General features: G+C 67.1%; 19 protein-coding genes. 13 read left to right on the top strand and 6 right to left on the bottom strand.

Annotation, left to right across the window (positions count from 1 at the left end; genetic code table 11):
• The first annotated feature begins 66 nt into the window (after positions 1 to 66).
• A complete protein-coding gene (locus DPR14_RS16110; protein WP_158046059.1) occupies positions 67 to 2,871 on the top strand; it encodes an ATP-dependent DNA helicase in 2,805 nt (934 codons plus the stop codon).
• Here DPR14_RS16110 and DPR14_RS16105 read toward each other — a convergent pair.
• Complete coding sequence (locus DPR14_RS16105; RefSeq protein WP_192498975.1) at positions 2,848 to 4,518, bottom strand: sensor histidine kinase; 1,671 nt, start codon at positions 4,516 to 4,518, stop codon at positions 2,848 to 2,850. The two genes, DPR14_RS16110 and DPR14_RS16105, sit on opposite strands and share 24 nt — an antisense overlap.
• Positions 4,451 to 4,864 carry a response regulator gene (locus DPR14_RS16100; protein ID WP_192498974.1) on the bottom strand — a complete coding sequence of 138 codons (414 nt, stop codon included), beginning with the start codon at positions 4,862 to 4,864 and terminating at the stop codon, positions 4,451 to 4,453. Before DPR14_RS16100 ends, DPR14_RS16105 begins: the two co-directional genes overlap by 68 nt.
• Before the next feature lie 195 nt (positions 4,865 to 5,059).
• Here DPR14_RS16100 and DPR14_RS16095 point away from each other — a divergent pair, with 195 nt between their 5' ends.
• Positions 5,060 to 5,464 carry a tellurite resistance TerB family protein gene (locus DPR14_RS16095; RefSeq protein ID WP_158046056.1) on the top strand — a complete coding sequence of 135 codons (405 nt, stop codon included), beginning with the start codon at positions 5,060 to 5,062 and terminating at the stop codon, positions 5,462 to 5,464.
• Positions 5,465 to 5,614: 150 nt separating this feature from the next.
• On the opposite strand, the gene DPR14_RS16090 is transcribed toward DPR14_RS16095, so the two are convergent.
• Complete coding sequence (locus tag DPR14_RS16090) at positions 5,615 to 5,977, bottom strand: hypothetical protein (RefSeq protein ID WP_158046055.1); 363 nt, start codon at positions 5,975 to 5,977, stop codon at positions 5,615 to 5,617.
• A gap of 205 nt (positions 5,978 to 6,182) precedes the next feature.
• On the opposite strand from DPR14_RS16090, the gene DPR14_RS16085 reads away from it, so the two are divergent.
• From DPR14_RS16085 to DPR14_RS16070, 4 genes are read left to right on the top strand one after another with little or no spacing between them, the layout of a single operon-like run.
• Positions 6,183 to 6,413 carry a twin-arginine translocation signal domain-containing protein gene (locus tag DPR14_RS16085; protein ID WP_158046054.1) on the top strand — a complete coding sequence of 77 codons (231 nt, stop codon included), beginning with the start codon at positions 6,183 to 6,185 and terminating at the stop codon, positions 6,411 to 6,413.
• Positions 6,414 to 6,438: 25 nt separating this feature from the next.
• Entirely contained in the window at positions 6,439 to 9,330 is a 2,892-nt protein-coding gene (locus DPR14_RS16080; RefSeq protein WP_158046053.1) for a molybdopterin-dependent oxidoreductase, read from the top strand.
• Positions 9,331 to 9,355: 25 nt separating this feature from the next.
• A complete protein-coding gene (fdh3B, locus tag DPR14_RS16075) occupies positions 9,356 to 9,955 on the top strand; it encodes a formate dehydrogenase FDH3 subunit beta (protein ID WP_158046052.1) in 600 nt (199 codons plus the stop codon).
• A 19-nt stretch (positions 9,956 to 9,974) separates the two neighbouring features.
• Positions 9,975 to 11,024: a formate dehydrogenase subunit gamma gene (locus tag DPR14_RS16070; protein ID WP_246148220.1), complete on the top strand. Its 1,050-nt coding sequence runs from the start codon at positions 9,975 to 9,977 to the stop codon at positions 11,022 to 11,024.
• A 215-nt stretch (positions 11,025 to 11,239) separates the two neighbouring features.
• Here DPR14_RS16070 and DPR14_RS16065 read toward each other — a convergent pair whose 3' ends face one another.
• Positions 11,240 to 12,382: an ISAs1 family transposase gene (locus DPR14_RS16065; RefSeq protein WP_158046051.1), complete on the bottom strand. Its 1,143-nt coding sequence runs from the start codon at positions 12,380 to 12,382 to the stop codon at positions 11,240 to 11,242.
• 567 nt (positions 12,383 to 12,949) lie between these two features.
• On the opposite strand from DPR14_RS16065, the gene DPR14_RS16060 reads away from it, so the two are divergent.
• The 4 genes from DPR14_RS16060 to DPR14_RS16045 all read left to right on the top strand — a co-directional run bounded on the left by DPR14_RS16060 (position 12,950) and on the right by DPR14_RS16045 (position 17,369).
• Positions 12,950 to 13,480 (top strand): putative pterin-binding protein, encoded by a 531-nt coding sequence (locus tag DPR14_RS16060; RefSeq protein WP_158046050.1) that lies wholly within the window; start codon positions 12,950 to 12,952, stop codon positions 13,478 to 13,480.
• Between the two features lie 73 nt (positions 13,481 to 13,553).
• Entirely contained in the window at positions 13,554 to 15,770 is a 2,217-nt protein-coding gene (locus DPR14_RS16055) for an ATP-binding protein (protein ID WP_192498973.1), read from the top strand.
• A 36-nt stretch (positions 15,771 to 15,806) separates the two neighbouring features.
• Positions 15,807 to 16,787 (top strand): HD domain-containing phosphohydrolase, encoded by a 981-nt coding sequence (locus DPR14_RS16050; RefSeq protein ID WP_158046048.1) that lies wholly within the window; start codon positions 15,807 to 15,809, stop codon positions 16,785 to 16,787.
• A 216-nt stretch (positions 16,788 to 17,003) separates the two neighbouring features.
• Entirely contained in the window at positions 17,004 to 17,369 is a 366-nt protein-coding gene (locus DPR14_RS16045; RefSeq protein WP_158046047.1) for a hypothetical protein, read from the top strand.
• On the opposite strand, the gene DPR14_RS16040 is transcribed toward DPR14_RS16045, so the two are convergent.
• Together DPR14_RS16040 and DPR14_RS16035 are read right to left on the bottom strand one after the other, a co-directional pair.
• Complete coding sequence (locus DPR14_RS16040) at positions 17,366 to 17,743, bottom strand: hypothetical protein (protein WP_158046046.1); 378 nt, start codon at positions 17,741 to 17,743, stop codon at positions 17,366 to 17,368. The genes DPR14_RS16045 and DPR14_RS16040 overlap by 4 nt on opposite strands.
• Positions 17,744 to 17,766: 23 nt before the next feature.
• Complete coding sequence (locus DPR14_RS16035; RefSeq protein WP_158046045.1) at positions 17,767 to 18,891, bottom strand: hypothetical protein; 1,125 nt, start codon at positions 18,889 to 18,891, stop codon at positions 17,767 to 17,769.
• Positions 18,892 to 19,158: 267 nt separating this feature from the next.
• On the opposite strand from DPR14_RS16035, the gene DPR14_RS16030 reads away from it, so the two are divergent.
• From DPR14_RS16030 to kdsA, 3 genes are all read left to right on the top strand, one after another.
• Positions 19,159 to 20,568 carry a hypothetical protein gene (locus DPR14_RS16030; protein WP_158046044.1) on the top strand — a complete coding sequence of 470 codons (1,410 nt, stop codon included), beginning with the start codon at positions 19,159 to 19,161 and terminating at the stop codon, positions 20,566 to 20,568.
• A gap of 4 nt (positions 20,569 to 20,572) precedes the next feature.
• Positions 20,573 to 21,727 carry a hypothetical protein gene (locus DPR14_RS16025; RefSeq protein ID WP_192498972.1) on the top strand — a complete coding sequence of 385 codons (1,155 nt, stop codon included), beginning with the start codon at positions 20,573 to 20,575 and terminating at the stop codon, positions 21,725 to 21,727.
• Positions 21,728 to 21,809: 82 nt separating this feature from the next.
• Complete coding sequence (gene kdsA / locus DPR14_RS16020) at positions 21,810 to 22,658, top strand: 3-deoxy-8-phosphooctulonate synthase (protein ID WP_158046042.1); 849 nt, start codon at positions 21,810 to 21,812, stop codon at positions 22,656 to 22,658.
• The last annotated feature ends 9 nt before the right edge of the window (positions 22,659 to 22,667 follow it).

Below are 22,667 nucleotides of genomic sequence, written 5' to 3'. Positions count from 1 at the left end.
AGGGGGAGGCAACCTCGGCCTGTTCCCCTCGCGCCGCGGCGTCCGGGCTTCTATACTGCGGCCGTGATGGACATCGTTCAATCCCCCGCGCCGTCGCGGCGCCTGCTGTTGCCCGACGTGCCCGCGCTGGTCGCCGGGGCGCGGCGGGCCGTCTGGCTGACCGCCGACGGCGAGATCGACACCATCGATCTCGACGAGGCCCGGCGCAGGCTACAGCGCGAGACGCTGCTGGTCTGCCACGCCCGGGCGCTGGGGCGCCGGGTGAACGCGGACCGCTTCGCGGCACTCGACCTGCTGGAATTGTTCGCCTTCGTCCACCCCGCCCGCTTCGTCGTGCCGACCCCGCGCGGCCTGGCGGAGGCGCTCGGCCTGCCGAAGCCCGACGGCGCGGAGGACGACGCGCTGACCCTGATCCGCGCCACCCGCCAGCTCCTGACCGACCTGACCGATCCCGAGAGGGAGGAGAAGTCCGATCCGGTCGCCATCGCCTGGTACATGGGGGCGGGCGCCCAAGGCTATGCCTGGGGCTGGGCGCCCTTCGTGCTGTCCGCGCTGGGCGCCCCCAACGGCCCGCCGGGCCGCCGCGCGCTCGGCGCGTTCCAGGTCTGGAAGCGCCTGCCGGAATGGGAGGAGGGCGCTCCCGAACCGCCGCCCGGCCAGGTCGCCGTCCACGCCAATGACGCGCGCCGCCGCCTCGCCGACCTGCTCCAGGCCGGCATCCGAGGCAAGGCGGCCGAGCCGCGGCCGCAGCAGTCCGACTATGCCAGCGCGGTCAGCACCGCCTTCACGCCGCGCAACTATCCCGGAACACCGAACCTGGTGCTGGCGGAGGCGGGGACCGGCGTCGGCAAGACCCTGGGCTACCTGGCGCCCGCCAGCCTCTGGGCGGAGATCAACCGCGGCTCCGTCTGGATCTCGACCTACACCCGCAACCTGCAGCACCAGATCGACGGAGAGCTGGACCGGCTGCACGCGGACCCGGAAGTGAAGGCGCGCAAGGTCGTGCTCCGCAAGGGCCGGGAGAACTACCTCTGCCTGCTCAACCTGGAGGAGGCGGTCGCCACCCTGCCGTCGATGCCGGCCTATGCGACCGCCCTGGGCCTGATGGTCCGCTGGGCCGCCGCCACCCGCGACGGCGACATGCAGGGCGGCGACTTCCCCGGCTGGCTGCCCGGCCTGGTCGGCCGGGCGCGCACCGTCACGCTCGCCGACCGGCGCGGGGAATGCATCTACTCGGCCTGCCAGCACTACCGCAAATGCTTCATCGAGAACACGATCCGCCGCGCCCGCAAGGCCGACATCGTGATCGCCAACCACGCGCTGGTGATGATCCAGGCCGCACTCGGCGGGGAAGAAACCACGGCCCCGACCCGATACGTCTTCGACGAGGGGCACCATGTCTTCGACGCCGCCGACAGCGCCTTCGCCGGCCACCTGACCGCTCAGGAGACGGCCGAGCTTCGCCGCTGGCTGCTTGGCGCCGAGGGCGGGCGCAGCAGCCGGGCGCGCGGCCTGAAGCGGCGGGTCGAGGATCTGGTCGCCGCCGACGAGGACAGCGCCGCCCTGGTCGACGACGTGGTGATGGCGGCCCGGGCGCTTCCCGGGGAGGGCTGGTCCAACCGACTGACGGACCAGATGGGTACGGGGGCGGCCGAGGCGTTCCTGCTGATGGTCCGCCGCCAGGTCCATGCCCGGGCCCACGGCCGCGACAGCTTCTACAGCCTGGAGACGGAGACCGCCGACCCGGTGGACGGCCTGGAAGCCGCCGCCGTCGAGCTGGAGAAGGCCCTCGGCCGCCTGCAGGAACCGCTGGAGGAACTGTCCAAGCGCCTGGCGGCCCGACTCGACACCGATGCGGCCGAACTGGACAGCGACACCCGCCGGCGGATCGAGGCCGTCTGCCGCAGTCTCCAGCGGCGCGGCAGCGTCACGCTGAAGGGCTGGCGCGACATGCTCGGAAGCATCGGCAAGCCGACCCCGCCCGGGTTCGTCGACTGGTTCGGGATCGAGCGGCAGGACGGCCGCGACCTGGATGTCGGCATGTACCGGCACTATGTCGACCCCACCATTCCGTTCGTCGCGACCGTCGGTGCCCAAGCCCACGGCATGGTGGTGACCTCGGCCACCCTGACCGACGGCACGGGAGACGTGGAGCAGGACTGGCTGGCGGCGTCCGTCCGCACCGGCGCGATCCACATGGCCTGGCCGGCGCTGCGGGCCAGCGTGCCGTCGCCCTTCGACTATCCGGCGCGCACCCGGGTCATGGTGGTCAACGACGTCCGCAAGGACGACCTTGTCCAGGTGGCCGCCGCCTACCGCGAGCTGTTCCTCGCGGCCGGCGGCGGGGCGCTCGGCTTGTTCACCGCGATCAGCCGGCTGCGGGCGGTCTACCAGCGCATCGCCGAACCGCTGGAACTGGCCGGCCTGCCGCTCTACGGCCAGCATGTGGACGGGCTCGACGTCTCGACCCTGATCGACATCTTCCGGGGCGAGGAACAAGCCTGCCTGCTGGGCACCGACGCTGTGCGCGACGGCGTTGACGTTCCCGGCCGCTCGCTCCGCCTGATCGTGTTCGACCGCGTGCCCTGGCCGCGTCCCGACATCCTGCACCGGGCCCGCCGGGAGGCGTTCGGCGCCAAGCGGTACGACGACATGATCACCCGCCTGCGGCTGAAGCAGGCGTTCGGCCGGCTGGTCCGCCGGGCCGACGATACCGGCGTGTTCGTCCTGCTCGACCCGATGATGCCGTCAAGACTGGCCGGTGCCTTCCCGGACGGCGTCGAACTGCGCCGGGTCGGCCTCGCCGAGGCCGTCCGGGCGACGCGGGAATTCCTCGCCCCGTCGCCCTCAGAAGGCGAGCCGGAAGGCTGAGCCGCCGCCCTCGGACGGTCCGAACGTCACGGATCCCTCCAGCTGGACCGCCAGCGAGTGGATGATCTGCATTCCCAGGCCCTTGCCGCGCGCCGGGTCGAAGCCTTCCGGCAAACCGGCGCCGTCGTCCTCGATCAGCAGTTCGAAGGCGGCACCCGTCCCGCGCAGCCGGATGCGCAGGGTCCCGTTCCGGCCCTGCGGAAAGGCGTGCTTGAACGCGTTGGACATCACTTCGTTGACGATCAGGCACAGCGGGATCGCCCGGTTCAGCGGGAACCAGGCATCTCCCACGTCGATGTCCAGGCGGACCTGGTTCTCGGTCCCGTAGGCGCTCTGCAGGTTCGCCGCCAGTTCGCCGAGATATGTCGCGAAATCGACGTCGGTCAGTTCCTTCGAACTGTAGAGCAGGTGGTGGACCAGGCTCATGGCGTGGACGCGGTCCACGCTCTGCTGGAGGGACGACCGGGTCTCCGCATCGGTGGACCGCGCCGCCTGGAGCCGGAGCAGCGACGTGATGACCTGAAGGTTGTTCTTTACCCGGTGGTGGACCTCCTGGAACAGCGTCTCTAGCTGCGCGTTGGCGGCGGTGAGCTGGCGCGTGCGTTCCTCCACCCGCTGCTCCAGGGTTTCCTTGGCGATCCGGTCCGCCCGGGCCTGGCGCACCGCCATGACCGACAGCGGCCACAAGGCCATGCCCGCCACGCCGGCGACCACCCAGTAGATCCAGATCTGCGATGCCCATTCCCGGGTGATGTTCCGGTTTGGCACCGCCACGCTGACATGGAGCGGCAGGCGCTCGGCCTTGTGGAAGGCATGGACGGGCGTATCCCAGTCGACGAAGTGGGACGGGCCGCTCAATCCCGATCCGGCGCCGGCCGGGATCGGCAGGTCGGGCAGGGGCTGCGGCTCGCCCGGCGGGACGCGGGTCAGGATCGAGCCGTCAAGTGCCCGCACCAGGCTGATCACCGGATCGAGCCGCAGGTTGAGGGAGCCGTAGAGGGTCGAGAAATAGGTCAGGTCGATGGTCAGGGAGACCACGCCGCGCAGGGTCCCGTCCTCGGCCGAGAGCCGGCGGCTCAGCAGGAAGGTCGGTTCCCCGGTGACCCTGCCGATGATCAGCTCGCCGATGAACAGTCCGCTGTCGGGTTCCTGGTGAGCGCGGAAGAAGTCGCGGTCTCCCGCCGTGCTGGGCGGCGTCGGCAGGGCTATCGTGCTCATGCGCAGCTGGCCGCTGCTGTCGTTCAGCCAGATATGATCGATGTAGGAAAGCCGGTCGCTGAGGCCCCGCAGCCGTTCCCACAATCCTTTGTCGTCGGCGACCCGGTCCCAGTCCATCGCCTCGACGGCGTTGGTCGCCTCCAGCAGCGCCAAGTCGGATGCCTCGAACAGCCTTGCCGCATGGTCGGCCAGGAAGAAGGCCGCGGTGCCCGCCGTCCGCTGCGCTTCCAGCACCAGGTTGCGCCGGGCGTCGTAGATCAGCCACGAGGCGGCCGTTACGATCACCAGCAGGGCGAAGATGCTGAGATAGATGGTGCTCGCCGTACTGCCCTGGCGGATCAGCCGCCAGCGACGCGCGGTTTCAGGCCACGCCGCTGAAAAGGTCGGCGACTGCTTGCCTGAGGCTCTCGACGCGGAAGGGTTTGGCAATGAAGCGGGCAGTCCGGATCTGCGGGTTGGGGGAAAAAGCATGATTGCCGGAGACGAAGATCACCGGAACGTCGCGGTCTTTGGCAATCCGCTCCATGGCATTGACCCCGTTGCCCTGCCGGAGCTGGATATCGGCGATCACCAGGTCGGGCGCCGTCGCGTCGGCCTGGCGCACCGCATCGGCCTCGGTATCCACCACCGCGCATACCCGATGCCCCATGCCCTCGACCAGGATCCGGAGTTCCAGGGCCACCAGCGGCTCGTCCTCCACGATCATCACCTGCGCGGAATGCCGGGCCGGCGGCATATCTTCCGCAGACTTCCTGTCCGGCACGGCGCTCGGCAAAGCCGTCGTCATCAGAGCATTCCCCATCGGACGGAACCGCCGTCACTCGGTATGCATCAAGATAAGGCGAAGGCACTGCCGTGTCGAGGCAGCCTTCTCCCGGCAATAACGGCTATGCATGAGGTCATGCGCCACCCTTGAAGTTCATCGCGCGCGCGGGCACATGTGCGCAGGACAATCGCGAGAAGGCTTATCATGATCGACCACCATGCCGCGCTGATCTACACCATGGTCATGGTGTCCGCTTCCGATGCGGACATGACGGATGCGGAACTGAACACCATCAGCGAGACGGTCCGGTATCTGCCGGTCTTCCGCGACTTCGACACCGGCCGCTTGTCCGAAATCGCCGCGGACTGCACCGAACTGCTCGGCCAGCGCGACGGATTGGACGCGGCGCTCGCCGAGATCACGCAAGGTCTGCCGCCGAAGCTGCGGGAGACCGCGTACGCCGTCGCCTGCGACGTCGCCGCGGCCGACGGCTACACGACCCAGGAGGAGCTGCGCCTGCTGGAACTGCTGCGCGACAGCCTGGAGATCGACCGGCTCAACGCCGCCGCGATCGAGCGCGGCGCCCGCGCCCGCCACATGGTGCTGTAGGCGGGGCCGGCGGATCGGACGGGCCGCCGCCGCGCCCGCCCGTCCGTCCTTTGAAGAGTCTCAGGAATCTCGACGGACCGTCAGGAACCTGTCCGGCACGGCTGACCGGAACCGGGGCCGTCCCGGAACGCTTTCCGTCGGAAAGCCGTCCTACTTCGGCTGGTCCTCAGGCTCGTTGGCGTCCGGCACGCCGGCGCGGTTCTCCTTGTCCTGGGCCGTCTCCTCGGCCTGAGGCTGGCCGCTGTCGCGGGTCTCGCGCTTCACGTCGTTGCCCTGGATGTCGGTAGGGTTCTCCCGCAAACGATCGACTGTCCCCCGGATTTCGGCCGGGTTCTCGTTCTGCTTCTGATTGGGGTCCGGCGACCGCGTCCCCTGGGGGGTCGAGCCGGGCTCCAGGCTGCGCGTTACGTTCGGGTCCTCCGTCAACGTCTCCTTCTTGATTCCCTGGGCACCGGCCGAGACGGCGGCCATGGCCAGCAGGGCCGCGCCCAGAATGATCGGCTTCGCGTGCAAGATGTTGATCCTTCCTACTTGTCCGCCCCATGGCGGCCGGGGCCGGATGGAGTCTGTGTCGAGCGCTCAACAGCCATGCTGCCAGTTGGTTTCTTGTGCTTTCGAGACCGGGACTTTTCGCGTGCGTGCGTGTTGTCCAGCACATAAGGGCCAGACCCTTCCCGGCGCCGGGAAGCGGGATCGGAAGAATGAGGACGACCGGACAATGTCATCGGAAAAGAACATCGGGGTTGAGCGGAAGGGTGGGGTCGGCGGTTCACCGGTCGAACGCCGGGATTTCCTGAAGGTGATCGGCCTGGCCGGCACGGCTGCCGCGGCCGCCGTACCCTTGGCCGCGACAGGCGTCGCGGCGGAGGAGGCGCCCGAAGAGCGCGTCAAGCCGCGTTACCAGGAAACCGCCCATGTGCAGCAGTTCTACGCGCTGAACCGCCTCTAAGGCGGATCCAGGAGGAAAGACGTCAATGCTGGTCAAGAGACGCCCGGGAACCGCCCAACGCTCGCCGCTCGCATCCACCCTGGCCGCTGCGGCCAATGCCGGCGGCCCGCTGGACCGCCGCACCTTCCTTCGAAACTCCGGTCTCGCCGCCGGCGGCATGGCGGCGCTGGGGGCGCTGCCGCTCGCGACGGTCCGCAAGGCGGAAGCCGGGCCGGTCGATCCGGACGTGGAGGTCACCCGGCGCAAGAGCATCTGCACCCACTGTTCGGTCGGCTGCACGGTCATCGCCGAGGTGCAGAACGGTGTCTGGGTCGGCCAGGAGCCGGGCTGGGACAGCCCGATCAGCCAGGGTACGCACTGCGCCAAGGGCGCGTCGGTCCGTGAACTGACCAAGGGCGAACGCCGCAACAAGTATCCGGTCAAGCTGGTCAACGGCGAGTGGCAGCGGATCACCTGGGACCAGGCGATCGACGAGATCGGCGACAAGCTGCTGGAGATCCGCGAGAAGTCGGGTCCGGACAGCGTGTTCTGGCTGGGCTCCGCCAAGTTCTCGAACGAAGGCGCTTATCTCTACCGCAAGTTCGCGGCCCTGTGGGGCACCAACACGGTGGACCACCAGGCGCGCATCTGCCACTCCACGACGGTCGCCGGCGTTGCGAACACGTGGGGCTACGGCGCCATGACCAACAGCTACAACGACATCCATAACGCCAAGGCGCTGATGATCATCGGCGGCAACCCGGCCGAGGCGCATCCGGTGTCGATGCAGCACATGCTGCGCGCCAAGGAGCACAACCGGGCGCCGTTCATCGTCATCGATCCCCGCTTCACCCGGACCGCCGCGCACGCGACCGACTATATCCGCATCCGCCCCGGCACGGACATCCCGGTGATCTGGGGCATGCTCTGGCACGTCTTCGAGAACGGCTGGGAGGACAAGGAATATATCCGCCAGCGCGTCTACGGCATGGACGAGATCCGGGCCGAGGTGAAGAAGTGGAACCCGGAGGAGGTCGAGCGGGTGACCGGCGTTCCGGGCGACCAGCTCCGCAAGGTCACGGAGCTGATGGCGAAGAACAAGCCGTCCACCCTGATCTGGTGCATGGGCGCCACCCAGAAGACCGTCGGCACCGCCAATGTCCGCGCCTTCAGCATCTTCCAGCTGGCCCTCGGCAACATCGGCAAGGAAGGCGGCGGGGCCAACATCTACCGCGGCCACTCCAACGTCCAGGGCGCCACCGACATGGGCCTCGACGTCACCTCGCTGCCATCGTACTACGGCCTCGCGGAGGGCGCCTGGCGGCATTGGGCGCGCGTCTGGGACGTCGACTACGAGTGGCTGAAGGGCCGTTTCGCCTCCAAGGAGCTGATGGAGACCAAGGGCATCCCGACCACCCGCTGGTTCGACGCCGTGCTGGCGAAGCCGGGTGAGTTGGAGCAGCCCGACAACATCAAGGCCTTCATCACCTTCGGCCACGGCGGCAACACCGTCACCCGCATGCCCGAGATGCGCCGCGGCCTCGAAGCGCTGGACCTGCTGGTGGTGGTGGACCCGCATCCGACCACCTTCGCGTCGGTCAGCGACCGCAAGAACGGCACCTACATCCTGCCGGCCTGCACCCAGTTCGAACTGGCAGGCTGCCGCGCCGCGTCCAACCGGTCGCTCCAATGGTCCGACGCGGTCGTCGACCCGATCTTCGAGTCCAAGGACGACTACGAGACCATGTACCTCCTGGCCCGCAAGCTCGGCTTCGCGGACCAGCTCTTCAAGCACATCACCGTGGACGGCACCAAGCCGAGGGCCGAGGACATCCTGCGGGAGATCAACCGCGGCTCTCTTTCGACCGGCTATACGGGCCAGTCCCCCGAGCGGCTGAAGATGCACATGGAGCACCAGGCCGACTTCGACAAGATCAGCATGCGGGCGACCAGGGGACCGCTGGAGGGCGAGTATTACGGCCTGCCCTGGCCGTGCTGGGGAACGCCGGAGATGAAGCATCCCGGCTCCGCCGTGCTCTACGACACCTCCAAGCACGTGATGGAAGGCGGCACGACCTTCCGGGCCCGCTTCGGGATCGAGCGGAACGGCGTCAGCCTGCTGGCCGACGGCTCCTACTCCAAGGGTTCGGAGATCACCGACGGCTATCCCGAGTTCACCATGGCCGTGCTGAGGAAGCTGGGCTGGGACGCCGATCTGACGCCCGACGAGATGGCGGTGATCAACGCGATCGGCGGCGACAACATCGATCAGGTCAGCTGGATGACCGACCTGTCCATGGGCATCATCCGCGTCGCCATGAAGCATGGCTGCGTGCCGCACGGCAACGCCAAGGCGCGGGCGGTGGCGTGGAACCTGCCGGACCCCGTGCCGATCCACCGCGAGCCGCTCTATACCCCGCGCCGGGACCTTGTGGACGAGTACCCGGCCATGGACGACCGCCGGGATTTCCGCATGACGCAGCTCGGCAAGACAATCCAGGCGCGCGACGTGTCGAAGGAGTTCCCGATCATCCTGACCTCGGGCCGTCTGGTCGAGTACGAGGGCGGCGGCGAGGAGACCCGGTCCAACCCGTGGCTGGCCGAGCTTCAGCAGACCATGTTCGTCGAGGTCAACACCAGGGACGCCGAGCGTCTCGGCATCCGCCACCGGTCCGACGTCTGGGTCTACGGCCCGGAATACGACAGCAAGGCACGGGTGATGGCCTTCGTCACCGACCGGGTGGGGCAGGGCGTCGCCTTCATGCCGTTCCACTTCTCGGGATTCTGGGAAGGCGAGGACCAGCGCGCGGCCTATCCTCCGGGCACCGACCCGATCGTGCTGGGAGCCCCGGTCAACGCCGTCATGACCTACGGCTACGACCCGGTGACGTTCATGCAGGAAACCAAAGTGACCCTGTGCCGCATCGAGCCGGCTTGAGCGGGGGAGGGCGAGAGTACCGACCATGGCAAGAATGAAATTCCTCTGCGACAGCGACCGTTGCATCGAGTGCAACGCCTGCGTCACCGCCTGCAAGAACGAACACGACGTCCCCTGGGGCATCAACCGCCGCCGCGTCGTCACGCTGAACGACGGCAAGCCGGGCGAGAAGTCGATCTCCATGGCCTGCATGCACTGCACGGACGCGCCCTGCGCGGCGGTGTGCCCGGTGGACTGTTTCTACACCACCGCCGACGGCGTGGTGCTGCACTCCAAGGAGCTGTGCATCGGCTGCGGCTACTGCTTCTATGCCTGTCCCTTCGGAGCGCCGCAGTTCCCGCAGACGACCAATTTCGGCGGCCGGGGCAAGATGGACAAGTGCACCTTCTGCGCCGGCGGGCCGGAAGAGGACATGACGCTGATCGAATACCACGGCTACGGCACCAACCGGCTTGCGGAGGGCAAGCTGCCGCTGTGCGCCGAGATGTGCTCGACCCGCGCCCTGATGGCCGGCGACGGCGACATCATCGCCGACATCTACAAGGAGCGCGTCGTCCGCCGGGGCTACGGCTCCGGCGCCTGGGGCTGGACCACCGCCTACGGCCAGACGGACCGGGGTGTCTGATGGCGAAGGAGAACACGCAATGCCGATGATGCCCGGAACGATCCTCAGGCTCCTGACCGGCTTGGCCGTCGCCGTCCTCCTGCTGGTCGCGGCACCCGCAGCCCATGCCCAGCTCGACCAGGTCGTGACGCCCAACTCCCCTTCCGCGAAGGAGGAGGTGGAGCTTTACCAGCAGCTCCAGGGCAAGGTGCAGGGCTACGTCAGCATCCCTGACGGCAAGCTGGCGACCCTGGTCCAGCCCCAGGGCCGGGACTGGCGGGAATTCCGCAACTACTACGGCCGCATCATTTCCGGCGTCGCCATGGGCGGGATGCTGCTGGGGTTGGCCGCGTTCTACATGTTCCGCGGCAAGATTCGCATCGTCGCGGGCCGAGCCGGGCGAACCGTCACCCGCTTCATGCCGATCGACCGCTTCGCCCATTGGCTGACCGCATCCAGCTTCATCGTCCTGGCGTTGAGCGGGCTCATCCTGGCCTTCGGACGGCCGCTGCTGATCCCGCTGATCGGGCACGAGGCCTTCACGGTGCTGGCGACCTACGGGAAGTTCTCCCACAATTTCCTGAGCTTCCCGTTCGTCCTCGGCATCCTGATGATGCTGGTCCTGTGGATCAAGGACAACATCCCGGAAAAGGCCGACCTGACCTGGATCAAACAGGGCGGCGGCTTCCTGAACAACGGCATGCACCCGGAAGCCGGCCGCTTCAACGCCGGCCAGAAGATGATCTTCTGGACCATCGTGCTGGGCGGCCTCGCCATGGCGGTCAGCGGCTACATGCTGATGTTCCCGTTCTACCTGACCGGCGTGGGCGGCATGCAGATCTCCCACATCGTCCACTGGCTGGGCACGGCAGTCCTGATGGCGGTCATCTTCGGCCATATCTACATCGGCACGATCGGGATGGAAGGCGCCTTCGACGCCATGGGCAACGGCGAGGTCGACCTGAACTGGGCCCGCGAGCACCACGCCGGCTGGCTGAAAACCCAGGGCATCTCGACCGATACCCGCGACGGCCCCAGCAAGGTGCCCATGCACCGCGACCCGCACTCGCCGGGCATGCCGGCGGAATAGTAGCGCACCCGAGCAAGTCCCGAACCATCGCTCCGCCCCCTCCCGAGGGGGCGGAGTTTTTCGTGCCAGCCACGTTCGACAACGACCGATGAACCCCTCCAAATCACAGGTCGGTCTTCGATCGGGAGGCGAACGCCGACACCGGGCTTCAACCCTCCTGCAGGCTTTCCGCATTCGCCTGACGGCGATTGCCCAGGGGAATCGCTTGAAGGCGCTCAGGCAGTTCCAATTATGAGGGAGTGGAGGTAACCGGTTGACCAGGAAGCTTTTTTTCGACGGACCTTGAGGCTGTTTTTATCTGTGGCGGATTTCAGCAGGTTGACGGCAATACGCTTGATCAGGCCCATGTTCCTAGCGCCATAGCCTTTGCGGACGCGGGCATGGTCGTCGCGGAAGACGACATCGAGCACCCAATGCAGCGAATTCTCGATTTGCCAATGGGAGCGGACTACGGCGGCGAACTCAGCAGCGCTCATCGGTCGGGAGCACAGGAAGCAGCGCCGGGTGACGGTGGTCTTGCCGTCGCGCTCGACCTCGGCCTCGACCATGCCGACCGCGCCCAATCCCGGCCAGGCGTGGCGCCGGTTGAGTGTGCTGACGTCGTGCAGGATGAAGTGCCGGCGCACCTCGTTCCGCCCGTGATCGGCGTCTTCGATCCGCACCATGTCGAGGCCGAAGCCGTCCTCGGCCCGCCCCTCGGCGATGGCGCGCTGGATCGAGCCATACAGGGATTTCTGGTTGCCTTTGATCGCCAGCACGTAATCGGCCTCGGCTTCAACGATCTGCTCGGCGATGGCGCGCTGGCAGCCCATGGCGTCGATCGTCACCAGGGCGCCCTTGAGCACCAGTTGGTCGAGCAGGCGCGGGATCGCGGTGATCTCGTTGGACTTGCCGGTCACCGCTTCCTGGGCCAGCACCAGACGCTGGCCACACGCCCAGGCCGAGACCAGATGCAGCGGTCCGGCACCCCGCCGGCTGCCGCTGCGCCGCATGGTCTTGCCATCGATCGCGATCGTCTCCGGCACGGCGATCTCCTCGGCTCCCGCCGCACCGCGCAAGCTGTTGATCCAGCTGACGAAACAATCCTCGAACAGGGCCGGATCAAGCGCCCGGACGACGTCGTTGAGGGTGTCGTGGCTGGCGATGCCGCGCGCAAACGGCTCAAAGCTGCGCAGAAAGCTCAGGTGCTCGCGTCCCCAGAGCGCCATCTCGACAAAGTCGTCGCACCCGCTCAGCGTTCCGCATAGCACGACCAGAAGGATCTCCGGCAGAGGGTACAAAACCTTGCCACTCTGCCGCGGGTCCTCCAGCGCACTGAAGTGCGCCAGCAACCCGGTCCCCGCCGCCGTAACCGCCATCGAAACCTCCTCCTCAAGGAGATTCCTTTGAATCACATCCCGACAATCCAGGGAATCCTACAATGACAGCCCTTCAAGCGATTGCCCTGGCGATTGCCTTTCCTGTGGCGATAAGATAATATTCCTGAGAATTTCCCCCGGAAAGGCCCGTGCCCGATCCCGCCGACGCTCCGGCGGACGGTCCCCATACCCTGCCGCGTCGGCATGAAGGAGCCGTCCGCCATGCGACCACCGACCGCACCTTGGTCGAAGCCGCCCGATGGTCGTCCCATGCCGTTGAGGCAGCCGGGAGCCGAGGCGGTCATGACGCTGGACGTCGCCGGATGACATTTGCTGGCACTTCATGACATGCGAGGGCGTCAACAGGCCCCTTCCGCCCCGCTTATCGCCCGGGGCCGGTGCCCGCGGCGATCGGCCGGTCATGACGGATGATGACATTTGCGGCTACAGGGGAGGAGGCGATGTATCACCGATTGCCTCGATGCGGTGTGGATTTATGCCAAATCGCCAGCTAGTCCGGAAATATCCTAAGAGGTATCAGATCTCCACCGCGTCAGAGGTGTCACCATGTTCGCAACGTACCGTGCCTTTCTTTCCCTGGCCGCTCTCTCGCTGATCGTCTGGTCGTCCGTTTTCCAGCCGGGCCAGGCCGCCGCCGGTTCCCTGGCGGCGCCGAGCGGGCCGGTCGTGCTGACCGTAAGCGGCAGGATCACGCAGACCAACGGCGCCGCCGGGGCGCAGTTCGATCTGGCGATGCTGGAAGCCTTGCCCGGCCGCGTGGCGAAGGTGAAGACCCCTTGGGCGGAAGGAGTGAACGCCTTCGAGGGGCCGCTCGCCCGCGCTGTGCTGCAGGCGGTCGGGGCTCAGGGTTCGAAGCTTCGGATCACCGCGCTCAACGACTACTCGGCCGAAGTTCCGCTCGACGACTTCTTGAAGTTCGACGTCATTCTCGCCCTGAAGAAGAACGACGCCTATCTGCCGGTACGCCATCAGGGACCGATCTTCGTGATCTACCCCTTCGACAGCAATCCCGGTCTCTACAACGAAGTTTATTTCGGCCGCTCGGTCTGGCAGGTAAAGAGTATCGAGGTCCAGTGAAGCAGCGCTCCCTCACCCTGGCCGCGATGCAGCGGTTCTTCCGTCCATGCCGTCAACCAAGAGGTGGCCGATCGTGATCCAATCCCTGCGCGCGCGGCTGTTGCTCGCGCTCAGCGGCTTGCTGTTCGGCTCCTGTGTCGTGCTGCTTGCCCTCCTGATCGATCGGCAGGCTGAAGTTGACAGTAGCGTACGTGAAGACGCGGTCTGGGCGGTCTATCAGCTCGACCGCGAGACGGTGAAGCTGGAGTCGGCGCTCGCGGACTATGTCGCAGGCCCGACCCCGTCACGCGCGGGCGAGGTGTCGCTGAGATACGACATCCTGTTCAGCCGGACCCAACTCCTCCGCGGCGGCCAGTTGGCCGCCATCATCGCGATCAATCCGGTCGACAGCGACCTTGCGCATCGGATCGTCGCCGAGATCGAGGCGCTGTCCCCCTATGTCGAGCTGACCGCGGTGGAGCCGTTCCGCCAGGCGGTCGGGCGGTTGCGGCAACTGACGGAGCAGCAGCTCGTCAGGATCAATGCCCGCCGGTCGATGGACATGGTGGACTATCGCGAACGCACCCATCGCCTTTCGACCATGCTCGCGATCTGCGTCGTGGCTCTGGCGGCCAGCATGACCGGCCTGGCACTGCTGCTGTTCCGGCAGCTTCGCGACCTCCACCGCGCCCGCGTCCGGCAAACGGCGCTCGCATCCGAACTGGAGCGGGCCCTGTCCGCGGCCGAGGCGGCGAACCGCGCCAAATCCGTGTTCCTGGCGACCATGAGCCACGAGATCCGCACGCCGATGAACGGCGTGATCGGCATGGCCGACCTGTTGCTGGAAACGCCGCTGGCTCCCGAGCAGCGGCGTCAGGCCCAAGTGATCCTGACCTCGGCCGAGGCTCTGCTGACGGTGCTCAACGACATACTCGACTTCTCCAAGATGGAGGCCGGGCGGCTCGAACTCGACGATACCGACTACGAGCTTGAGCCGCTGGTCCGGGGCGTGGTCGACCTGCTGGCGCCGGGGGCGGCCGAGAAGGGCATCGACATGGAGGCGGCGATCGATCCGGCGGCGCGGGTGGCGCTTCGGGGCGATGCCGGGAGAGTCCGCCAGGTCCTCATGAACCTGGTCGGCAACGCGGTCAAGTTCACGGTGCAGGGTAGCATCCGCGTCCGGGTCGGGATCGCGGCTCCGGGCGAGCTGAAGCTGTCCGTCATTGACAGCGGCATCGGGATCTCCGAGCAGGGCCGGGCAGAGCTGTTCCAGATGTTCAACCAGGTCGATGGCCAGGAGCGCGGGCAGTCCGGCGGCACCGGCCTCGGCCTCGCTATCAGCCGGCGCCTTGTCGAGATGATGGGCGGGCGCATCGGCGTCGAGAGCGTCCCGGGCAGCGGCAGCACCTTCTGGTTCACCCTGCCGCTGAGGCCGGCCCTCGGACAGGTGCCGGCGGTGCCGGCCTGGGCGGTGACGCCGGACGCCGGACTGCCTTCACCGGGGGCGCATCCGGCCGGCCAGGCAGCCGCCCGGCCTTCCGCCGAGGGGGACGTCCGGCCGCTGCGGATCCTGGTTGCGGACGATAATCCGGTGAACCAGCAGGTTGCCGCAGGGATGCTCAGGCGTCGCGGGCATGCGGTCGACGTGGTCGGCAACGGCATCGAGGCGGTCGGCCGCGTCGGGCAGGGCGGCTACGACCTAGTGCTCATGGATATCGAGATGCCCGAGATGGACGGGTTCGAGGCGACCCGCTGCATCCGCGCGCTCGGCGGCCAAGCCGCCACCGTCCCGATCATCGCCCTGACGGCCCATGCCATGCGCGGCGACGAGGCGCGCTGCATCGACGCCGGCATGAGCGACTACATGCCCAAGCCGATCAGCCGAGCCCGGCTCGACGAGGCCGTGCGGACCTGGGGCCGGGACAGGGTCCCGCCGGAGGAATCCGGGTTCGCGACCGCGACCGTCGACCCGGACGCGCTGGAGGATCTGCTGGAAACCATGGGACCGGATGCGGGAAAGCTGTTCGACACGTTCATCAAGGATTCCTCCTGCCGTATCGTGAGGGTCCGCGACCGGTTGGCGGCCGGGGACTTCAGGGCGGTCGAAGTCGAACTGCACAGCTTGTCGGGGGCTGCAGGAACGCTCGGGTTGCCGGCGCTCGTGGCGGCCAGCGAAAGGCTGCGCGCCGCCGTCGCCGGGCGGGAGGAGGCGGCCGATGGGCAGGGGTCCCTCGGCAGGATGGTGGATCGGCTCGACACCGCTTTGGCCGACGCCCGCCGTGCCTTGCTGTCGCGTGAACTCGCGGCCTGAACCGGAAATTGGATCGAAAGGTTTAAAGTGGCCGCCATGGATCTGCTGATCGTCGACGACAATCCGGCGAACCTGTTGCTGATGAGCCGGTACGCCCAGGCGATAGGCGGCGCCTCCGTCCATGGCGTGGGCTGTGCGTCCGAAGCCCTGGATTGGTGCGACAACCACGACGTCGACCTGATCGTCACGGACTTCATGATGCCGAAGATGGACGGGCTCGAATTCCTGCACCGCCTGCGGGGGATCGGGAACACGTCCGAGGTTCCGGTCATCATGGTGACCGGGCAGGGGGCGAAGGAGTTCCGGCGCGAAGCGCTGGTCCGGGGGGTCACCGACTTTCTGAACAAGCCCATCGACCGCATCGAATTCACCGCGCGATGCCGCAACCTGCTTGAACTCCGGGTCAGTCATCGGCGGCTGAAGGAGCAGGCGGCCAGCGAACTCATCATGCGGCTGTCGCGGTCGATCGAGTCCCGCGACAGCGAGACCGGCGCCCATCTGGACCGCATGGCGCGCTACGCGCGGGTCATCGCGGCCGGGATGGGCCTGCCCGATGCGGTGCAGGAGCGTATCCAGCTGGCGGCGCCCATGCACGATGTCGGCAAGGTGGCGGTGACCGACGAGATCCTGTTCAAGCCGGGGCGCTACACGCCGGAAGAATACGAGGTCATGAAGCTGCATACGATCCACGGCTACCGCATCCTGGACGACAGCTCCTCTCCCCTGATCCGGCTGGCGGCGTCGATCGCGCTGACCCATCACGAGAGATTCGACGGCACCGGCTATCCCAGGGGCCTCAAGGGGGAGGAGATTCCCCTGGCGGGCCGCATCATCGCGATCGCCGACGTCTTCGACGCTCTGACCACCCAGCGTCCGTACAAGGCGGCATGGTCCCTGGAGGAAGCGCTGGCGTTCCTGCGGGCGAACTCCGGGACCCATTTCGATCCGGCCTGCATCGACGCCTTCTTCGCCAACCTGCCTGCCGTGCTGAAGATCAGGCGGGAATTCATGGATTGAGCAATCGTCCAATCCGGTCCGCCGCAAATTGCATTCATCGGTGCTGCGGATTCGCTTTTTGCAAAGCGCGTTCCCCTGTTTCGCAGTCAATTCATTAAAAAACAGGCCCTATCGATGCGCCGACGTAGGCGGAAAGTCAGATAAATACTTGGCACTGGTTGTGCAGATTGTCTCCTCATGAGTTGAACCCTTGAAGATCGCTCGCGAGGTGAATAAATGATCTCCAATCCGGCCCAGGGTACAGGCGTCATCGATTTGGCCGAGTTTCGTGCGGCGCGCAGCCGCGCCGACGTTACCCGGAACGTTCCCTACGCGGTGAGCGCGGCCGAACTGTTCCGCAACCTCGAGACGCAGGCCGAGATGATCGGCGAGGTTGCCGGGCGCATGGCGGCGGAACTCGCCAGCTTTTCGGACGACCTGGGGGACGCCCTGGAGGAAGCCCTCGCGGTCAGGCAGTTCTGCGCCGATTGCCAGGACGCGCTCCTGCTGGAGGACATCGACGCGATGGAAAAGGCTCGCGACCGGCTGGCCGCCGAGTTCGAGATCCTGGAGATCGGCGTGAAGCGCCCGGCCGGGAGCTAGGGCCAGAAGTTTCCCCTGGCCTCCATGTAGGTCGCGGCGATCTGGATCAGCGCCAGGAAGGCTATGGTCGCCGCGGCGATGCCGCTTATCAGGTTGGCCCGGCGGCGCGCCTCCAGGTGCGCCCGGCGCTTGGCCTCGGCCGCGCGCTTCTCGGCCGCGTTGACCATCCTTCGGGTGATCGAGAGTTCGCCGCGCCGGCCGTTGTTGGACCATTCCACGACCAGGGTGCTGGCCTTGCCCGCCTCGATCATCCGGCGGGCGAACTCGCGGGCGATCCTGGACGAGGGGAACTCCCCCATCAGTTCGCCCGTATTGTCGACGACCCGGTAGAACTCACCGCTGCCGTTTCCGGTCCTGGCGATCGCGTCGGTCATGCCGCTGTCTCCTGCCGGGCGGTTCAGGACTGAGTGCGGGCATTGAGCCTGCCCAGCCTCGCCGCCATCTCATGGTCGATCTGCCCGGTGCGCCAGTCCTCGTTCTGCTGGACGATGCGGGTCTGCCGACGCTGGGGATCGCTTGTCTCGGCCCGGACGCCGGAATTGGCCTCGCTCCGGGGAACCACGGGGATGATCCGCATGATCTCGTTGATGCGCTGGCGTTTGGGTATCGACCGGTCGGAGTTGGTATCCTCCCAGAGGTCGCAGACATAGGTCCAGCCGTCCAGCAGCCAGGACAGCCGCTCCATGCTTTGACGGGTGGCCGGCAGGCGGGCGTCCCAGTCGGTCACGTAACGGACGATGCCGGCGATGTCCCGGTCGATGTCGGCGATGATCCCGTTGCCGATCCTGAGCGTAAGCTGGGCCACATCGGCCAGCGTCCGCGCGGTGCCGCCCGACTCGCCCCGGATTACCTCGTCCCGGAACTGGTTCAGGCGGTGCAGGAGCTGGCGCAGCCGTCCCCGCTGCCCCTCGATCTCGAACCCGATGGGCTGGATCACGTCGCCCAGTTCGGTGATGCGCTGGTGGCAGACCTCGGGGGTCGCGCCGATGCCGTCGCCCAGCCGGCGGAACGCCTGGCGGACCATGGCCTTGCCTTCGGGCGAGTTGATGTTGATCAGGGCCAGCGTCGCCCGGTCGGTATTGACCCCGGTCGCCTCGATCACCTTCAGCATCAGGAAGAAGCTGCTGGCCAGCTTCTCGGTCACCTCCTGCTCGATCGACCGGGAGGCCATGTCGATCAGTTCCGGGCCGCCCAGGCCCGTCCTCGCCACCCGATAGGCGGCCAGCCGGATCTTGTCCGGGGTCGTGGCGTCGGAATAGGAGATCTCGGCGTGAAGCGCCTTGTCGTGCAGGGTGAGCCGGACGACCTGGGGGATGCTGGCCCACGGGAAGACATAGGTGCAGCGGCCGCCGGAGAATCCGTTCACCAGCACCTCCAGGCTCCCGCGGGCGCCCCGGCGCAGGCGGGAATAGGCCAGTTCCGGTGTCGTGAAGGGTATCGTCGTGCCGCGTTCCTCGAACGTGGACGGCACCATGTCCTGGACGACATCCGCGACTTGGCTGATGGCCGAGGTACCAGTCATTCCAACCCTCAAAATGCAACCGTCCGGCAAGATCGCCGCCCATTCTTCGATATCTACCATTTTAGACGATCTTGGGCGATATCCAACTATATAAAGAGGTATAACTCTATAGTGGTAGTCATTCTGATGCTTCAGAAGAGCACTAGATGGTTAAAAATCCAGTTAATCCACGAATGACGCTCCAAGTTCGAGAACTATTCCTATCGATAGTATGTAGATTTTTATGTTTGCCGGCTATGATGCCTGGAGTGGGCGAAGGACAATGACATGCTTCAGTTGCCGGAAAGAAAGGCGCTCGACGAGTTGTCGGAGGACAAGGTCAGGATGGTATATGCCCTGGCCGACAAGATGCCCGACGACGCGTTGCGCGGGATGTTCAAGGACCAACTGCGCCATCGGCTGAAGAAGATCCGCCCGTTGCGCAGGCTGACCGCGGAGCGGCTGTTCTGCTTGCCCTTCGAAAGCCTACTGTGCAACGAACCGGCCCGTCCGCGGCCCCTGGGAAGCATCCCGCGCAGCTGCGTCGCCCCGATGTGGGATCTGGTGCTGGAGCATCTGGACGATGCCGAGGCGGCGCGGCAGGTCGATGCCGCCGGCGAGTATCTGATGGACGAGCCATGCCCGCTGTCCGTCCACCGGCGGCTCTTCGCGTCCTTCGCCCGCGCGGTGGAGGAGATCCATTCCAGGCTGGCGACCGATCGAACCTTGCCGAAGGCCCTGGCGCAACGGCATCCCGACCTGCCCGACGTCATCCTGGATGTGCATGCGCTCTACCAGATGCGCGACGCCATCATGACCGCCCGGCGCCAGATCATGGCATCCGAACAGCTGATCGGGATCGGCGACCAGTATGTCCAGTCGGTGATCGGCCTCGGCCGGGAGGCAGCGTCCCGCAAGGGCGACCAGCGCTGGTTCAAGCTGTTCTTCATGGTTCTCCTGATGGACCCGGACCTGTCGGACCATACCGCCCCGCTGATCGAGGCGCTGGCGGAGAACAACGGCAGCCGCGGCGGACCCTCGGTCGCCTCCGACTTGTGCGAGGCGCTTGTCACCAAGGAGGGTGAGACCCTGAAGGCGGGGTTCGCCATGCCGCTGGAGACGGCCGGCGATCTCGACGACGCTGCGGAAAAGGTCCGGGCGGCGATCGAAAGCCTCGGCATCCTACGCGTCGCGGCACCGCACCTGACCCGGCAGGTCGGCCAGAGGATCGACAAGGTCGAGGAACGTATCCACGACTTCCTTGGCGACCGCTTCGCCAAGGCCGCGGAGGAGAGCGTCGGGTCCTTCGTTTCTTCCCCGGGCGGCAGTCTGCCGACCGCCGAGGAGATCACCGTCCTGACCCGGGCGGTGCTGGCGATCGCGAAGGTGCATAACGCCGTGAAGCAGCAGTTCGAAGTTCCCGGCGAATTGAAGGCCTTGGCGGCGGAGACCATCTCGGGCGTGGCCGGCCGCCTGGAACGGATCGCCTCCGACCGGGCCGCCGCCGGAAACCGCGAAAAGCAGGCCACGCTGTCCGTCGCTGTCCAGGTCGCCCGCTCGCTTGAACCGATCAGCAGCGAGGAAACCGTGCTGGGAATGCTGGAGGACTGCGCCGTCCGTCTCGGCTTCGCCCAGAGCGCCGACCCGGCGCAGTTCCTGCTGAAGATCATCCATGCCATGAACGCCAACCATGAATAGAACCATGGCCAGGGGCGCGGAAGCTGGCCGGTCGTCGTCCGGGGGCGACGTCCAGACGCTCCGCCTCGCCTACGACTACGCGCCCTCGACCTTCGACGAACGCGGCACGACGGTCCCCTTCACCACGCCGGAGCTGGCCTTCTCCCGGGTCCGGCGCGACACCAGGACCAACCACCTGGAGGTGCTGGTCACCGGCTTTTCCGGATGCCGCTCGATCTATGTCTTCCCCTGGGACGGGCTGGCCTCGGTGATGCGGCTGACCCTGCACGACCGGGCGCTCCAGGCGGAGATCAGCCTGGCCGATGCGATCACGCCGATGCGCATGCGGCTCGCCGCCCATCGGGTCGCCAAGACCGGGCTGGCCGGAGTCGAGGCGGCGGAGGCGGCTGGCGCCGCCATGGCCCGGATCGCGCGGGAGGAGAAGATCAACCAGGAGGCAATGCTGCGCCGGGTCGTCCGGCTGACCGGCGTGCTGGACAAGACGACGGACGACCTGATGCGCCGCGTCCGCGGCCGGGTCGGCGAAACGCTGATCGTCCAGGTCGCCGACGCCTTCGCGCGCCTCGTCGGGCAGCCGCCGGGGCAATGCCGCGCCCGCATCCTCGAACTGAGCGACGCGGTCGGCCCGCTGGGCTTCGCCGGCGACGAGGATGCCGGCTACCTGCGCCGGATCCTGCGCCGGGTCGGCGACCTGCGCAACTCGATCTCGGCCGCCAATATCGGCGCGACCGGCCATCTGGCCGGCGAGACCGCCGGCGTGACCGCCCGCATGGCCGAGCGGATGATCGCGGAGATCGACCGCGAGCTTCAGAACCTGCCGGCCTTCTTCGCCGGCTGGGACGCCAACATCCTCCGCCTGCGCCAGGGCATCGACCGGCTCGCCTGGCTGCTCGACGGCTGGCTGGACGTCTGCGAACTATGGCAGGCCGCGATGGCCGACCGGCAGAATATCGACCACCGCCGCATCGCGGAGATCATGCGCGTGATCCCGCTGGTCCCGAAAAGCGAGTGCGAGAACACGGTCCGCGTCACCATGGACAACCTTGCCGGCATCCGCCACCGGATCGTCCAGCAGCTCCAGGACTGGCGGACCGGCGAGATCGACTACGAGATCGTCGGCCGGATCGAGACGATCAAGGCGCGCACGGCCGCACTTTGACTGGATCGCCGTTTCCGGTGGAGTATGGTTGGGGCCAAGCGACCTGATCTCACGCCCTGACCGGGCAACGCCGGGAAAACCGATGATGAACAAGTCCGTACAGGTGGGATCCCTCACCTTCGCCAACGACAAGCCGTTCGTGCTGATCGCCGGCCCCTGCCAGCTGGAGAGTCGGGCCCACGCGCTGGAGACATCGCAGGCGCTGCTGGAGATCACCCGCAAGCTCGGGCTGGGGCTGATCTACAAGTCGTCGTTCGACAAGGCCAACCGGACTTCGGTCAACACCGCCCGCGGCCTCGGCCTGGAGAAGAGCCTGCCGATCCTGGCCGAGGTGCGCGAGACCCACGGCATCCCCGTGCTGACCGACATCCACGCGCCGGACCAGTGCGCGGCGGTGGCGGAGGCCGTGGACATCCTCCAGATTCCCGCCTTCCTGTGCCGCCAGACCGACCTGCTGCTGGCGGCGGGCGCCACGGGCCGGGCGATCAACGTCAAGAAGGGCCAGTTCCTGGCTCCCTGGGACATGAAGAACGTCGCGGCCAAGATCGCCAGCACCGGCAACGAGAACATCCTGCTGTGCGAGCGGGGCGTCAGCTTCGGCTACAATACGCTGGTGTCAGACATGCGGTCGCTGCCGATCATGGCCGAGACGGGCTATCCCGTGGTGTTCGACGCGACCCACTCCGTCCAGCAGCCGGGCGGGCAGGGCGGCACCTCCGGCGGCCAGCGGGAATTCGTGCCCGTGCTGGCGCGCGCCGCCGTCGCGATCGGCGTCGCCGCCGTGTTCATGGAGACGCACCAGGACCCGGACAACGCGCCGAGCGACGGCCCCAACATGGTGCCGCTGTCCCGCATGGCGGAAGTACTGGGCGACATGGTCGAGTTCGACCGCATCGCCAAAAGCCGGCCGGTCGGGCGGCTGATGCGATAGGGGCGAACC

The organism is Skermanella pratensis (assembly GCF_008843145.1).
GTDB lineage: Bacteria > Pseudomonadota > Alphaproteobacteria > Azospirillales > Azospirillaceae > Skermanella > Skermanella pratensis.
Note: the sequence above shows the minus strand (reverse complement) of the source record. Positions and strands in the feature narration are given on the sequence as shown.

Coding starts and splice junctions, on each gene's coding strand:
- DPR14_RS16035 (WP_158046045.1), bottom strand. CDS start 18,891: ATGACTGGTACCTCGGCCATCAGCCAAGTCGCGGATGTCGTCCAGGAC.
- DPR14_RS16025 (WP_192498972.1), top strand. CDS start 20,573: ATGGCCAGGGGCGCGGAAGCTGGCCGGTCGTCGTCCGGGGGCGACGTC.
- DPR14_RS16045 (WP_158046047.1), top strand. CDS start 17,004: ATGATCTCCAATCCGGCCCAGGGTACAGGCGTCATCGATTTGGCCGAG.
- DPR14_RS16050 (WP_158046048.1), top strand. CDS start 15,807: ATGGATCTGCTGATCGTCGACGACAATCCGGCGAACCTGTTGCTGATG.
- DPR14_RS16070 (WP_246148220.1), top strand. CDS start 9,975: ATGCCGATGATGCCCGGAACGATCCTCAGGCTCCTGACCGGCTTGGCC.
- DPR14_RS16065 (WP_158046051.1), bottom strand. CDS start 12,382: ATGGCGGTTACGGCGGCGGGGACCGGGTTGCTGGCGCACTTCAGTGCG.
- fdh3B (WP_158046052.1), top strand. CDS start 9,356: ATGGCAAGAATGAAATTCCTCTGCGACAGCGACCGTTGCATCGAGTGC.
- DPR14_RS16040 (WP_158046046.1), bottom strand. CDS start 17,743: ATGACCGACGCGATCGCCAGGACCGGAAACGGCAGCGGTGAGTTCTAC.
- DPR14_RS16060 (WP_158046050.1), top strand. CDS start 12,950: ATGTTCGCAACGTACCGTGCCTTTCTTTCCCTGGCCGCTCTCTCGCTG.
- kdsA (WP_158046042.1), top strand. CDS start 21,810: ATGATGAACAAGTCCGTACAGGTGGGATCCCTCACCTTCGCCAACGAC.
- DPR14_RS16085 (WP_158046054.1), top strand. CDS start 6,183: ATGTCATCGGAAAAGAACATCGGGGTTGAGCGGAAGGGTGGGGTCGGC.
- DPR14_RS16080 (WP_158046053.1), top strand. CDS start 6,439: ATGCTGGTCAAGAGACGCCCGGGAACCGCCCAACGCTCGCCGCTCGCA.
- DPR14_RS16110 (WP_158046059.1), top strand. CDS start 67: ATGGACATCGTTCAATCCCCCGCGCCGTCGCGGCGCCTGCTGTTGCCC.
- DPR14_RS16095 (WP_158046056.1), top strand. CDS start 5,060: ATGATCGACCACCATGCCGCGCTGATCTACACCATGGTCATGGTGTCC.
- DPR14_RS16030 (WP_158046044.1), top strand. CDS start 19,159: ATGCTTCAGTTGCCGGAAAGAAAGGCGCTCGACGAGTTGTCGGAGGAC.